Source organism: Methanobrevibacter sp. (genome assembly GCF_017432245.1).
Classification (GTDB): domain Archaea; phylum Methanobacteriota; class Methanobacteria; order Methanobacteriales; family Methanobacteriaceae; genus Methanobrevibacter.
In genome coordinates, this window is sequence record NZ_JAFRJO010000003.1 from 1 (window position 1) to 14,870 (window position 14,870).

Annotated in this window: 13 protein-coding genes; 8 read left to right on the forward strand and 5 right to left on the reverse strand. The window is 30.6% G+C overall.

The genetic code is table 11. The features are described 5' to 3' along the window. Positions 1–547 precede the first annotated feature (547 nt). The 3 genes from IJI80_RS00075 to IJI80_RS00085 form a co-directional block, all read right to left on the reverse strand. Entirely contained in the window at positions 548–2,881 is a 2,334-nt protein-coding gene (locus IJI80_RS00075; RefSeq protein WP_292786206.1) for a DHH family phosphoesterase, read from the reverse strand. Positions 2,882–2,956: 75 nt separating this feature from the next. Continuing rightward, positions 2,957–3,433, reverse strand: a complete 477-nt coding sequence (locus IJI80_RS00080; protein WP_292786212.1) for a hypothetical protein — start codon at positions 3,431–3,433, stop codon at positions 2,957–2,959. 337 nt (positions 3,434–3,770) lie between these two features. Beyond that, positions 3,771–4,151 carry a desulfoferrodoxin gene (locus IJI80_RS00085; protein WP_292786214.1) on the reverse strand — a complete coding sequence of 127 codons (381 nt, stop codon included), beginning with the start codon at positions 4,149–4,151 and terminating at the stop codon, positions 3,771–3,773. 396 nt (positions 4,152–4,547) lie between these two features. Here IJI80_RS00085 and IJI80_RS00090 point away from each other — a divergent pair, with 396 nt between their 5' ends. Both IJI80_RS00090 and IJI80_RS00095 read left to right on the forward strand, forming a co-directional pair. Further along, positions 4,548–5,474 carry a DUF2121 domain-containing protein gene (locus IJI80_RS00090; protein ID WP_292786216.1) on the forward strand — a complete coding sequence of 309 codons (927 nt, stop codon included), beginning with the start codon at positions 4,548–4,550 and terminating at the stop codon, positions 5,472–5,474. Between the two features lie 48 nt (positions 5,475–5,522). Next, entirely contained in the window at positions 5,523–6,428 is a 906-nt protein-coding gene (locus tag IJI80_RS00095) for an MBL fold metallo-hydrolase (protein ID WP_292786219.1), read from the forward strand. 147 nt (positions 6,429–6,575) lie between these two features. On the opposite strand, the gene aroC is transcribed toward IJI80_RS00095, so the two are convergent. Continuing rightward, complete coding sequence (gene aroC / locus IJI80_RS00100) at positions 6,576–7,679, reverse strand: chorismate synthase (protein WP_292786222.1); 1,104 nt, start codon at positions 7,677–7,679, stop codon at positions 6,576–6,578. 312 nt (positions 7,680–7,991) lie between these two features. Between aroC and hemB the strand changes: the two genes are divergently transcribed. The 4 genes from hemB (at position 7,992) to IJI80_RS00120 (ending at position 12,565) form a co-directional block, all read left to right on the forward strand. Then, the gene (hemB, locus tag IJI80_RS00105; RefSeq protein WP_292786225.1) at positions 7,992–8,987 is read left to right on the forward strand and encodes a porphobilinogen synthase; all 996 of its coding nucleotides are present in this window, start codon (positions 7,992–7,994) and stop codon (positions 8,985–8,987) included. A gap of 16 nt (positions 8,988–9,003) precedes the next feature. After that, the gene (locus IJI80_RS00110; RefSeq protein ID WP_292786228.1) at positions 9,004–9,903 is read left to right on the forward strand and encodes a triphosphoribosyl-dephospho-CoA synthase; all 900 of its coding nucleotides are present in this window, start codon (positions 9,004–9,006) and stop codon (positions 9,901–9,903) included. 243 nt (positions 9,904–10,146) lie between these two features. After that, positions 10,147–11,694, forward strand: a complete 1,548-nt coding sequence (locus IJI80_RS00115) for a phenylalanine--tRNA ligase subunit alpha (protein WP_292786230.1) — start codon at positions 10,147–10,149, stop codon at positions 11,692–11,694. A gap of 94 nt (positions 11,695–11,788) precedes the next feature. Continuing rightward, a complete protein-coding gene (locus IJI80_RS00120; protein WP_292786232.1) occupies positions 11,789–12,565 on the forward strand; it encodes an exodeoxyribonuclease III in 777 nt (258 codons plus the stop codon). A 51-nt stretch (positions 12,566–12,616) separates the two neighbouring features. Here IJI80_RS00120 and IJI80_RS00125 read toward each other — a convergent pair whose 3' ends face one another. Then, a complete protein-coding gene (locus tag IJI80_RS00125; protein WP_292786234.1) occupies positions 12,617–12,886 on the reverse strand; it encodes a winged helix-turn-helix domain-containing protein in 270 nt (89 codons plus the stop codon). 367 nt (positions 12,887–13,253) lie between these two features. Between IJI80_RS00125 and IJI80_RS00130 the strand changes: the two genes are divergently transcribed. Beyond that, a complete protein-coding gene (locus tag IJI80_RS00130) occupies positions 13,254–13,934 on the forward strand; it encodes a DNA polymerase domain-containing protein (protein ID WP_292786236.1) in 681 nt (226 codons plus the stop codon). A gap of 138 nt (positions 13,935–14,072) precedes the next feature. Beyond that, positions 14,073–14,753, forward strand: coding sequence for a TIGR02253 family HAD-type hydrolase (locus IJI80_RS00135; protein WP_292786239.1), 681 nt, complete (start codon positions 14,073–14,075; stop codon positions 14,751–14,753). Positions 14,754–14,870: the final 117 nt, after the last annotated feature.

Genomic DNA, 14,870 nt, shown 5'->3' on the forward strand with positions numbered 1-14,870 from the left:
AAAATTATTTTATATAATTTTTTTTAACTTTTTTTAAAACTATTTTTTTTATTCTATTATTCAAAAACTATTTTGTTATTTTCCACAATTTCCAAAATTAAATTTATTATATTTTTGTTTCATATCTTTAAAACTTTTTTTTTAAATTTTTTATAATTTTCATAAAAATCTACATTTTTACAAAATTTTGATAAAAAATTTTCTCAATTTTTCACAATTTCATTTTTGTGCAAAAATAATATAGTAACATTTCATTAAATTATACTTTATTCAAAATGAATTAATTTAATTAATCATAAAATCAATTTAATTGAATTATATATTCTGATTATAAAAATGAATTTAGTATATCTACATCTAACAGTTTAAAAAGAGTAATTTAATAAATTTTTAATTTTGGGTTATCAGAAAAAATAGAAATTTAGAAAAAAGTTAAAAATTAGAAAAATTAGTAAATTTTCAAAAATTGAAAAAAATAAAAAATAGAAAAAAAATAATTCATGATTAAAATTTATCAAAAAATTATTTTTCAATTGAAATTATTTTTTTATTCATTAGTCATATTTTGGATTTCACTTAGAAGTTGATTCAACACTTCCTTGCCAAGACCTTCAATATATTTTATTGATCCTGCACATTCGTGACCTCCACCATCAATACCTGCTTGAGGTATCTTATCTGCAAGACTAATGACTATATTGTTTACATTGAATCCAAAGATCTTATGAACAGAATCAGTTGCCCTTAAAACTCCAAAGTCAGGACCATGTCCAAGGGTAATGATTGGCTTATCTTCACCAATCTCCTTTACAATCTTGTCATGGACAAATCCACAGGTTTTTCCAGGAGCCGGGAATGTGAACTTATGAGCATATTTTTCAACATCCAAAACATTGAAGTAGATTCCATTTTCAAGTTGGACTCTTTTAATGTTAGGCAAGGCCGCTTTCATTTGGGTATCTACACGTTTTAGGTATTCCTTGTATAATGCTTCAACCATCTTAGGATGCTTGTCAAGATTGTCTACACCTAAAATGGTATCGATAATTCCTCTACCATTCATGAATCTAAGGAAGTAAGCTTCAAAATCAATACATTCAGCAATCTTCTTCAATTGCTCCCTATCATATCCTTTCTCAGATGCAAGCTTTACATATTGTTCCACTTCATCCGCTTCTGCACGGTCTCCTAAAACCGCAACAGCCGGCAAGTGTTTAACTAAGTCTTCAACATCTGGATTAATGATGTGTGCAACTTCAGTAGCTAATGCCCCTGCAGTTATTTGGGAGTCCCCTCCAACAAGATAAGGATTTACATGAGTGTCAACATATTCATCCACTGCAACGGTACCAGCGATAATGTCTTCATTATTACATTCTACGCTCCCATCAATGGTTTCTCCACTTTTCAATGTTTTTGTAATAAGTTCGCCAGGGAAGTGATGGTCAATGACCACTATTTCTATGTCATAGATTTTTGCTTGCATCAATGCTACAATGTCTTCCTCAGTTGAACCGTTATCCAACAACACAATCAATGGCAATTTTTGCCCATGTCTTTCAAAGTCTTCCAATGCAAATGAGAGATCCTTGACTACATCTTCCAATTCATAAAATGGAGCTTTACTTGGGGAACGTTTGAAATAATGGTATTCCGCATCATTATCTGGATTGAATTCCTTTAATAAAGGAATGACTGCTTTTTCCATTGCAACTCCTGCACAGATACCATCTGCATCTGCATGGTGTCTGACAAGAATTGATCTTCCATCTAAAATTGCTCTTCTAATGACTTTTGCAGCTTCTCTCATTTTAGGCTTTAACCTATCTAAAACAGGGCTTTGGATTAGGAAATCAACATCATCAGGTTCTGCCTTTTTATCTAAAGCAATATCAATGAATTCCTTCATCTTATTTGCTTCTTCACCTTCAAGCTTTTCAATGCTGCTTGACTCAATTTGAATTTCACCATTATGCTTATTGACTTCTCCAATTACTTCTACAATGTCCCCTATTTCAATTTCAGGATACATTCTAACTCCAGGCTCATTAAATGCTGCAGCCCAGGTAATTGCAGTCTCATCAGTGATTGTAAAGATAGTTGGTCCGGAAGTCTGTTGAATTTGTATAACTTCTCCATGGACTTTAACAATGCTACTGAGTGAAGAATCATCAAGTGTTTCGATTTTGGTCCTTTTGATGTTTTTCTTGACTTTTTTAATCACGTATTCTCCTTTGAAAACACTTGCAGGAGCCATGTCAACTTCACGTTTCCTCTCTTTGATTTGGGTGATTCTTACAAATACATAATCTCCAACTTTATTTGAGGAATTACGTGTTCTCATGAGTCCCCAAACCTGATTGTTTAAACTGACAAAAAGACCGTATCTTTCCACTCTTGTGACTTTACCTCTATAGATAGAATTAAGCTCCAAATCGCTCATTTCACATAATCCATCTAATTCATAAACGATTTCCTTTCCAGAGATGTCAGATTCCACAACGAGTTTTTCAGGATTTTTCTCTCTTTCAGCTTGTTTTTTCATCTTCTCTTCTTCTTGCTTTTCTGCACATTCATCACAGTAATTCTTATCAGTATCAATACGTTTTCCACATTCATTGCAAACAGTAATTTCACCAGTTCCATTACAGTAGGAACAGTCTTCCAAAACATCTACCATTCCCTTTCCATCACATGCTTCACATGGAACATCTTGATCTGCATCTAAATCAAATTTAGCTTTAGCATTACTGTTCACGCCTTTAAAGTGATTTTTCATTTCAAATGTATCCACATAACCGGTTCCGTCACAATTTTCACATATTTTTGTATCTACCACTATAGACCCGGTTCCATTACATTTAGGGCATGTTTTTTTCATTTTTCCCCCTCACAGATCTTCTAATAAATTGAATAATTCAAATAAAAAAATTAATTATTATGTTGAATAATCATTTTAGATTATTCCTGCTTTTTTGAATAATTCTGAGTTTTCTTCTACTAATTGATTTCTTTCACCTTGAAGTATTACTGCTTTTTTCATTTGATTATTCGCTGAATTAGCATATGAATTTCCTGAATAAGGATCATTATTTGCATAGTATTGAATAGCTAAATAAAGCTCATCGCTTGCCTGTTTCTTTAATGACACTTCTTCCTGTATTAAATCAATATATTCTTTATAAACACTTTCATTTAGGTTTTCTTCATATTCTTCAATTTCTGAAAGTTTTGTTTCTGCGTCATTAAATTTTTCCTTTGCAATTTGAATGTTGTTGTTTGCACTTGAATAGTCACGGCTATTGATGGAGCTGATTGCAGCGTTATAATCGTTATCTCCTTCAGTAATATCGGTGTTCAAATCTTTCATTCTGTTGTTTATGTTATCAATAGGGCTATTAATACAACCGCTTATACTAACAACGGCTATCAATATCAAAACAATTAATATAATATCTTTTCTCATGCTATCAAATTTAATTTTTTTTATTTTAAATAATATTTTTAATTAGTTAATAATTTGATAAATTTAATTAAAAAAATATTTAACTTATATAATGTTAATATTATGAATTTCATATATTATAAAATTTAGTAATTTGATAAAAAATAGTAAGGATAGTGAGTATAATGATATAGTAAAAATAGTAAAAATAGTATAATAGTATAATAGTATAATAGTATAATAGTAAAAAAATGTAAAAATAATGTAATTAAATTGTTTTAGAAAAAATAAAAAATAGAAAAGTATTATTTAAAATAAATAATACTTAGGAATGCCATAAACCGTGGATGTTACAATATTCAATAGCTTTTACATCTTCAACTTCTGCATTTACATCGAATACTGCTTTAGGTTCATCACCAGGTTTTAAGTTTGCACGGTAAACTTGATCTACTACAATTAATTCAACAAAATTAATGTAATGTTCTTCTAACATTGGGTGTGCTTCTTCTCCCATAGTTACGACGATTTTACCGTCTTCTTTAGTAATTACAGGGATGTGTTTTACTCCACCTTCTGGTAATTGTCTTGGTTCTAAAAGTTCCATTGCTTCTCCACAGCAGACTAATTCTCCAGCACCTTCTACAATAGCTTCAACCATGTTTCCACAATGGTTACATCTGTAAATTTCATTAATTTTAGCCATATTATTGCCTCCAAATAATAATTAATTTTAGTTTGTTCCTTTCAATATTTAAAGTTTTATATAATTAAAACATTTAAGATTTTTATGTGAAAATTTCATCGATTTTTCATTATTTTCCTTTATTTTAATTTAAATTTTGAAATATTTTATAAAAACTTTTTATATTTGTAAAAATATAAATATAAAGTAAGATATTAAATTTCAAAAAAGTTTCTATGAAAGGTTATCTAATCCTTTATATTCATGTTTTTTATAAGTTTTTAAATGCTTTTTTGAGATTTGAAATTTTTAATAAATTTAAGAAAATGAAATTTAAAATTTAATAGGCATAAATTGAAATTATTATGGATAGTTTAGTAAAATTTAATATGCCTAATGTTTAAGCGATGTGAGAGTATGAGTTTAATTATTGCTTATGTTGGAAAGAAAGGATGTGTAATGGCAGGAGATAAGAGAAGAATTGCCTATTTTGGTTCTAAAGAGGAACGTGAGCTTTTAGAACAGGAAATTTACACTGGCGAAATAACTAATGATGAAGAATTATATGCAAGAGCTGAAGAGCTTGATATAAGTTTAAAAATAACTGATGATGCAACTAAAGTAAAAAGCTTAGAAAATGTAGCAGTCGGTGAAGTCAGTTCAAGAGGAACTATGGAAACCAAAAGAAAAAGAATCTATGGTACAACCAATGGTTTCCAAATCATTGAACTTACTGGTTCTGAGATTATAAACAGAAAAAGAGGAGACTCTTCCATAATTGTATTCGGAAATAAGATTACAAAATCTTTAGCTAATGAAATGCTTAAGAAAAGATGGAAACCTAGCTTTAGCTTAAAATATATGGGAGACATATTTGGGCAAATTTTAGAGGATATTTCTAAAAAGACACCGTCTGTAGGTACTAAATATGATGTAGTTATCCAACAGAACGATTTGTATATTGATAAGGTTCAACCTTATTTGGATGAAGTCATTGAAATGGATATTAATCTTTTAGCTAAATTCAGAGCTAAACTTAGAGAAGACTTATTGCAACAGAATGAAACAATTAAATTGGCTTCCACAATTATCGATGAAGGTCCTGTAGGAATTGTTGATTCAATTGATGATAAGATGATTCAAGTAAAGTTAAACCCTGATGTAAGGGCATTTGACATCAATTGGAAACTTCTTGCAAAGCCTGGTGAAAATGTTATCATGTTTGTTGAAGGTGATGATGAGGCATTATTGGAGGACCAAGTTGTAATTGAAAATGAAGTTTTATGCATTAAACGTAATAAGGCTAATTTAAAATGTGATATCATTTTATGTCATCTTGAATAGATAGTGTTTATTATTGATTTTGCGTTATTTTATAAAAAGGTGACAATAATGAAAATTACATTTTTAGGCTCTGGAGGGGGTAGATTTGCCACCATCAGTCAGAAGCGAATGACTGGGGGCTTTAGAATTGATGATTTCGGAGGAAAGAATTATCAAATCGACCCAGGTCCTGGAGCATTGGTCAGATCTTATCAGTTTGGTGTAAATCCCACTAAAATTGATGGGGTCTATATTTCTCATTCCCATACAGACCATTATAATGATGCCGAAATATTCATTGAGGCAATGACAAGAGGAATGACAAAGAATAATGGTATCATTATGGGAAGCCAATCTGTTTTTGAAAAATACCAACGTTGGGGTCCTGCTATTTCAAGTTATCATAAAAGCAATTCTAAAAATTTGATCTTGACTCCTAATAAGATAGCACGTTTTCCTTCATTTACCATTAAAGGTACTGAAACAAGACATGGAGACCCTACAGGTGTAGGTTTCCAAATAGAAAATAATGGATTTAAGATTTCATACACTGCTGACACTGAATATTTTGATGAATTGCCAAAATATCATAAAAATGCAGACATTTTAATAGGCAGTGTCTTAAGGCCTGGAGCAAGATCCATTAGGGGACATATGTGTACTGATAATTTCATAGACATTGTTGAGCAAGTCAAGCCAAGCTTAGCGATTATGACCCACTTTGGTTTCAAGATGATTGCTGCAAATCCAGTTGAAGAGGCAATAAGAGTCTCTAAAAAGACAGGAGTCAGAACATTAGCAGCTTTTGATGGTATGAAAGTGGATATCAATGAGAAATATCCTGAACGTTCTAAAATGATTCGTCTTAAGGACAGGTTTGCAAATCGCATAAAACAAGAGGATGTCTATTCCCTTAATTTTGAATCAAAACCAAATAAAAAAAGGAATAATAAGAAAAATAATTATGACAATTAAATTATTTTCTTATTTTATTTTTTTAATATTTTTTTTAATATTTTTTCAATATATTCATTTTTAATAATAATTTTCCAATACACTATTTTTTGCTATTTTTCCATTTCATGTAATTTCAAGATTCTTTCATGAAATATCTATCTCTATTTAAATGGATTTATTTAAGTTTGTAGGATGTATAAATCCTCCGCGAATCATATGGTCTGCTAAAATGATAGCTGTAGCTGATTCGGCAACTGCAGTGACTCTTGGGCATATGCATGGATCATGTCTGCCACTGATTTCAATTGTTGCATTTTCTCCTTTTTCAAGGTCAATGGTATTCTGGATTTTAGAGATTGAAGGTGTTGGCTTAACTGCAATTCTTGAAACGATTGGCATTCCATTGCTCATTCCTCCAAGTATTCCTCCAGAATTATTGGTTTTAGTTTTTATATTTTCCTCTTCATCGTAGTAGAACTCATCATTAATCTCTGATGCTGATGATTTTGCACTTTCAAAACCTAAACCAATTTCAACTCCTTTAACTGCATTGATGCTCATTAAAATTTGTGCTAAATCACCATCAAGCTTTCCGAATACTGGCTCTCCAAGTCCTGCAGGAACTCCAGTTGCAATTGTTTCAACTATTCCTCCAACTGAATTTCCTTCCTGCTTTTTGGAAAGAATCAATTCTTCCATGAGTTTTGCAGCTTCTTCATCACCACATTTGACATTGTTTTTTTCAATGGAATCTTTCAAGTTTTCATAATCAATATTATCCGCCTTCACATCTCCAATTTGAACTACATGGGATATTATTTCAATGCCTTGTGTCTTTAATAATTTCTTTGCAATAGCTCCACCAATAACATGCCCTATGGTGATTCTACCGCTTCCACGACCTCCTCCATTGTAGTCGTAAATTCCATACTTTTCCATCCAGCAGAAATCTCCATGTCCCGGTCTTGGAGTGTTTTTAATGTTTGAATAATCCTTAGATATCTGATTAGTGTTATAAACGATTCCAGTGATCGGGGTTCCATCTGTTTTTCCTTCAAATATTCCAGATACTATTTCTATCTTATCCCCTTCCTGTCTGGATGTTGTTAGTGCACTTGTTCCAGGTCTTCTTTTATTTAATTCAATTTGAATATCCTCTTCGCTAAGTTCCAAATTAGCTGGACATCCATCTACAACTGCTCCAAGTGCTTTTCCATGACTGGAACCAAAACTTGTAATTGAAAAGGTTTTTCCAATAGTGTTTGCCATATTATTCCTCAATAAATTTTATTAAATTTTTATAAGTTTGTTCAATTTTCTAATTTTAATTTTCTAATATTAAATATTTTTATTTCCATTAATATAGTTTAAGTTTTTACAGGGTTTATTTTAAAATTATATTAAAATTATATTAAAATATATTAAAATATATTAAAATTTATATTGGTAATTTAATATATTAATATATGAATAATATTGAAATATGAATAACTTTAATTAAACTTAAAATTATTCTATTTTAATCTAAATTAAATTTTAAACAATATTTTTTTATTAACATAATCATTAAGAAGTGAGATCATGAATTTTCCAATTACAAGAATGAGAAGATATAGGAAAAACTCTAAAATTAGAGACATTGTACGTGAAACTAAATTGAATAAAGAGGATTTGATTTATCCGATATTTGTTAAGGAAGACTTAAAAGATGGTGAAAAGGAAGCAATTTCCACAATGCCTGGAGAATTTAGGTATTCTTTAAATGACTGTGTAGAATACGCAAAGGAACTTGAAGCTAAAGGATTAAAATCCATCATTGTCTTTGGAATTCCAAGTGCTGAAAAAAAGGATGAAATTGGATCTCCTGCTTTTGCTTCAACAGGTATTGTTCAAAGAACTGTTCGCAAGCTAAAAGAGGAAACTGATTTGGTTATCATTACAGATGTCTGCTTATGCCAATACACTTCTCATGGTCATTGCGGATTGATTGAAAAGAATGATGACACTGACTTTGGCTTTGAAATCTTAAATGATGAATCATTGGAATATCTTGCAAAAGTTGCACTATCCCATGCAGAAGCAGGTGCAGATATTGTAGCCCCTTCTGATATGATGGATGGCAGAATCCAAGCTTTAAGAGAAATTCTTGATGAAAACGGTTATTACAATACAATGATTATGTCCTATTCAGTTAAATTCGCTTCTTCATTCTATTATCCATTTAGAGAAGCTGCATGTTCTTCTCCTTCAGCTGGAAACAGAAAATCCTATCAAATGGATCCTGCAAATGCTCTTGAAGCAATCAGGGAAGCTGAACTTGATATCATCGAAGGAGCTGACTTTTTAATGGTTAAACCAGCACTCCCTTATTTGGACATTATCAAAACCATTAAGGATGAATTCACCTTGCCTTTAGTAACTTATAATGTAAGCGGTGAATATTCCATGATTATGGCAGCTATTGAAAATGGCTATTTATCTGAAGAGGCTATAATGGAATCATTATTGTCCATAAAAAGAGCAGGGGCTGATTTAATTATAACTAATTTCGCTCCTTATGCCTTAGACCACTTATGATTAGGGAGGTTTGTTTGTGGAAGCAAAAGAAATTGCTAAATTGGCTCAAATCGCATCTGTTCTTGAAGTGAGTGGTTGGCCAAAACCTGGAAACGTTCACAGAACTCGAAATTACGATGATATGGTATTTCAGGACTTTGCTATAAGTGCTGTAGTTATTGGAAACACTATGGAAGAGGTTGCAAGTCAAGCTAAGGAAATTGATGACTTATCCAAAGCGGAATTGGGAAAATACATTTTTCAAGCTGTTGATGAAACCAATAAATGGATTGAAACCAATACTAATTTAGGAATTATGATGATGTGCATTCCAATTGCCGCTGCAGCTTCAATAAGCAATAGCTTTGATGAAATTCAAGAGAATGTAGGTCGTTTAATGGATGCTACAACAGTTGAAGATGCAGTAAACCTTTATGATGCAATCAATGTTGCAGATGCGGGTGGTATGGGTGATCAAGATGAATTTGATGTTATGAGCGAAAAGGCTAAGGATGAATTGCGGGCAAATAATCAAACAATGTTTGATGTTTTGGAAATCTCAGCAGGTTGGGACAGATTAGCAAATGAACTCACAAATAAAATGCCAGTTTGCTTTGAAATTGGATATCCTTGCTTTTCAAACTTTTGGAAAAGCTCTGATGATGTTGATGTAATAAATAAGGCAACTGTTTTAACATTCATGACAATCCTATCTCAAATTCCAGACACTTTGATTTCAAGAAAATACGGTAATGAAGTGGCAGAAAACGTATCCAAAAAGGCAAGTGAGATTTTGGAATTTAAGGATGATGATTCATTTTTAGAAAAATTATTGGAATTTGATGATTATCTTTATGACAATAAATTGAATCCCGGAACAACTGCTGATTTAACTGCAGCATCCATATTCTTATCATATCTTGCAGATAATTTCTAATGTCTATTATTTTTTTTTTTATTTTCTTATTTTCTTATTGTTCTTATTTTTATTATTTTATCCAATTTTTTATTAAAATTTAAGATTACTATTTTTGAATATATTTATTAATTAGATTAGAGATATATTATAGTATTATGAAATGATAGATATTGTGAATAATTTTTATCAATTAAATAAAATATTAAATATGATCTATCAATTATTCTTATCAATTAATTATAAAAAACATCTGGTGTTTAGATGAGTGAAGATATTAATAAAATCATTAATGAATTACATATTTATGAAAAAAAGCTATTAAAAGAGTTAGAGATTAATGAACATGCAACTCCTGATGAAATAGCTGAAAACACTGGTTTGAATATTAAATCAGTTATGAGTGCTGCAGGGTCATTAGCTTCTAAAGGAATCATCATTGTAAACAAAGAGACAAAAGAGAAATTTAGCTTGACTGATAATGGTAAAAAATATGCTGAAATAGGCCTTCCTGAAAGGAGAATCCTAAAGGTATTGCAGGATAAAAAGCAATTGGCCATGAAGGATTTGGCTAGTTTAGAAGGGCTTGACAAAAAAGAAGTCAATATCTCAATTGGTTGGTTGGTTCGTAAAAGCTGGGCAAAAATGGATAAGGGAGTATTATCCATTACTGAAGTAGGTGAATCCAGCAAAGAAAAATTAGGTGATGATGAATCCTTATTAAGAACTCTTATTGAAAAGGCACAATTGTCTAAGGAACAATTGGATGAGGATATGGCTAAAGGTTTATCTGCACTTAAAGAAAGGAAAAACCTTATTGCTGAGCAAAAGACAACTCTCCACAGCTTTGAATTAACTGATTTAGGCCGTGAGATTTTGGAAGTTGGCTTTACCATTGAAGAGGAAGCTACCCAATTGACTCACCAACAGCTTAAGGAAGGATCCTGGAAAGACTTGAAATACAGACCTTATGATATCAATGCAGAGTATCCTATATTCTTCCCAGGTAAAGAGCATCCTTTAAGAAGAATCATTCAGGAAATTAGAGAAATCTTCTTGAATATGGGCTTTACTGAAGATAAAGGGGATTATTTGGAATCTGCTTTCTGGAATTTTGATTCTCTTTTCCAACCTCAAGATCATGCTGCAAGAGAAATGCAGGATACTTTTTATGTAAAGAATCCATTGACTTGTGATTTGCCAGATGATGACTTAGTTCAAAGAGTGGCTAAAACTCATGAAAATGGTGGAAATACTGGTTCTGAAGGTTGGAACTATAACTGGGATGAGGATATTGCTCGCCAATCTGTTTTAAGAACCCATACAACTGGAATTTCCACTCAAAGATTAGCAAAAGGTGAACTTCCTATCAAAATGTTTTCAGTTGGAAGGGTATTCAGAAGAGAAACCTTTGACTATAAACATTTACCAGAGTTCCATCAAGTTGAAGGGCTTGTTGCTGCTCCTGGAATCAATTATCAAAACTTATTAGGTACTTTAAAGGAATTCTATAAGAAATTAGGTTTTGAAGTAAGATTCAGACCAGCTTATTTCCCTTACACCTATCTTTCAACAGAATGTGAAATTTACTTGGAAGAAAAGGAAAGCTGGATTGAACTTGGTGGTTGCGGAATGTTCAGACCGGAAGTTTTAGAACCTTTAGGAATCAACACACCAGCTTTAGCATTCGGTTTAGGTATTGAACGTCTTGCTATGATTAGATATGATTTATCTGACATTAGAATGCTTTATAAGAGTGATATTAGCTGGTTAAGAGAGGTTCCTTTAGAAGAAGGAGTAAAGTTTGATTAATTTCAAGTTTTTATCTTTTTATTTTTATTCTTTTTTTATTTATTTTACTTAATTTTATTTTTTATTTTTTAATTATTGTTTAAACGTGATTCTTATGACAGATATTAGACTTATTTCATGGAATGTAAATGGTATTAGAGCTATTCATAAAAAAGGTTTTCTTGATTGGTTCAATGAGGAAAAGGCAGATGTTGTATGCCTTCAGGAAACCAAGGCCCAAATAGATCAATTGCCAAAAAAATTAGTTAATATTCCAGATTATACAAGCTATTTCAATTCTGCAGAAAGGAAGGGCTACAGCGGTGTAGCTACTTATACAGCTATTGAACCTAAAGAGGTTTATTCTGGTATGGGAATTGAAAAGTTTGATGTTGAAGGTAGGCTCCAAAGATTGGATTTTGACGGGTTTACCCTTTTAAACATTTACTATCCTAATGGAGGAAGTGGTGAGGAAAGATTGAAATATAAACTTGATTTCTATGATGCATTCCTTGATTATGCTAATGATTTAAGGGATAAAGGTCATAATTTAGTGATTTGTGGTGATTTAAATACTGCACACAAGGAAATAGATCTTGCTAGGCCTAAAGAGAATGAAAATATATCTGGTTTCTTGCCTATAGAAAGAGAATGGGTTACAAAGTTCCTAAATAATGGTTATATTGATACATTTAGAATGTTTCATGAAGAAGAAAGAGACCAATACACTTGGTGGAGTTATAGGACCCGTGCTAGAACAAGAAATGTGGGATGGCGTTTAGATTACTTCTTTGTAAATGAAGAATTTAAAGACAATGTCCAGGCGTCATATATTAAATCTGATATATTAGGTTCTGACCATTGCCCTATAGCTTTAGAAATAAAAATATAATTTTATTTTTAATATTTTTTAAAATTTAAGAATTCTAAAATTTAATGAATCCTAATTTTGTGATTTCATTAAATTTAAAATTTCTTTTCCATAATCAGTTAATTCATATAATCTGCCCCTTTTTGTTTCAGGGTTTAATAAACGAACTAAGTTCTTTTCTCGCAATTGGCTTAAAATGCGACTTACATTGTTACTATGGATATTAGTCTTTTTGCTTATATCTGTAGGCTTTAAAGTTTCTCCATCTAATGCTTTGAATATTTTCTCTCGATTTTTTGATAACTTGATGAATTCTATAATAATTTTCTCAGAGTCTTTCATAGCAATCCCTTCAACTGTTTTTATTATAATGAACTGTTTCAATCATATTAGATTGTTTTTATTATATTGAACTTTATTATATATATTTTTTATTAAGAATCAATATTGAGTTTAATATATATTACTATTCTTAATATTAACTTAGATATTAAATATTAAATGTTTATGTTCATAATATCTATGTGATAGATATTTGATAGATATTTAATAGATATTAAATAGATATTAGATAGATATTTAATAGGTAAACAGTTTTTAGATAGATAAACTCTATAAACTAATATTAAGTAAGGATATATTAAAAAGATTTATTAAAAAGATAAAAAAGATATATTTGTATAGAATTAATTACTTTTTAGGTGTAAAAATGATTGAATCCCCCGAGCAGATAGCTATTGAAAATGAGATAAAGGTACAAAAAGATAAGTTTTTATCTTATTTTAACGGCTCTTTACCTGATACAATGGAATTGGAATTTGAAGGATTCTATAGAAGAGGGTTCTTTGTAAGCAAAAAGAGGTATGCTGTAATCGAAGATGGTAAGATCATTGCAAAAGGATTGGAGCTTGTTAGGAGAGATTGGGCTCCAATAGCTAAAAAAACTCAAGAAGATATTCTAATGGCTATTTTAAAAGAGGGGAATGTTAAAAAAGCTGAAAAGATTATTAGCAAAGTTCTTAAACAAATTAAATCTGGAAATTTGGATATGAAGGAATTGATTATCCATACTCAAATTACCAAGAATCTTGATGATTATAAGCAGGTTGGGCCTCATGTTGTTGCTGCTAGAGAAATAGAGGCTCACGGTATTAAAGTGGGTAAAGGAACCATTGTCCAGTATATAATTGCTAAAGGAAAAGGTTCAATTAGTGAGCGTGCTGTTCCTTATGAATACAGTGAAGGAATAGAATATGATAAGGAGTATTATATTGAAAATCAATTGATTCCTGCTGTTTCAAGGATGATGGAACCTTTAGGTTATGATAAAGATAGATTAAGGGAGTTATCTTCTAATGAAAGGCAACAAAGTTTAGATGCTTTCTTTTAACACTATTTTGATTTCAATTTGCAAATATTTAGTTTAATGAGTATTTTTCTTTAGGAATTTTTATATAATACTAAAATAAATATATTATTGAAAATGAAATTTTATAAATTATTAGTTAAGATTTAATTTGGTGTAATGATGACAAAAGCTGTATTTTTTGATATTGATGATACTCTTGTAGATACTTCAAGTTTTGCAGATTTGGCAAGACATGCGGCTATTGAAAGTATGTGTAATAATGGTTTGCCTTTAGAACCAGATGAAGCATATGATTTATTAAAGGACATTATTAAAGAAAAAGGTTCAAACTATTCCAAACACTTCAATATTCTTACAGAAGAAGTTTTAGGTAAAGAAGATCCTCTTTTAGTAGCTATTGGTATGACAACATATCACAATGTAAAATTTGCTCTTTTAAGACCTTTCCCAAGAACAAGTGCGATTCTAATTTATCTTAAAAGTAAAGGATATAAATTAGGGGCTATCACTAATGGAATTACAATTAAACAATGGGAAAAATTGGTCAGATTGAATCTATATCACTTTTTTGATATTGTAATCACTTCAGAGGAAGTTGGAGTTGAAAAGCCAGATCCTGAAATATATATTGAAGCATGCAGAAGAATGGCCTGTGATGTCAAAAAAAGTATCATGATTGGAAACAAATTAGATGTTGACTGTATGGGAGCGGTTAATGCAGGAATGAGCGCTATTCTTGTAAATTCCACTTTAGATGAAGATGAAAAGGAAAGAGTGAACGAAGAGGATATCGATATTATTGTTTTAGACAGTATTTCTGATGTGGATACTGTTTTATAGGATTTCAATTTTCTTCGACCTAATTTTTAATTTTTTATTTCTATTTTTATTTTAATTTACATTTCTATTTTTATTTTAATTTCCATTTCTATTTTTATTTTAATTTCCATTTCTATT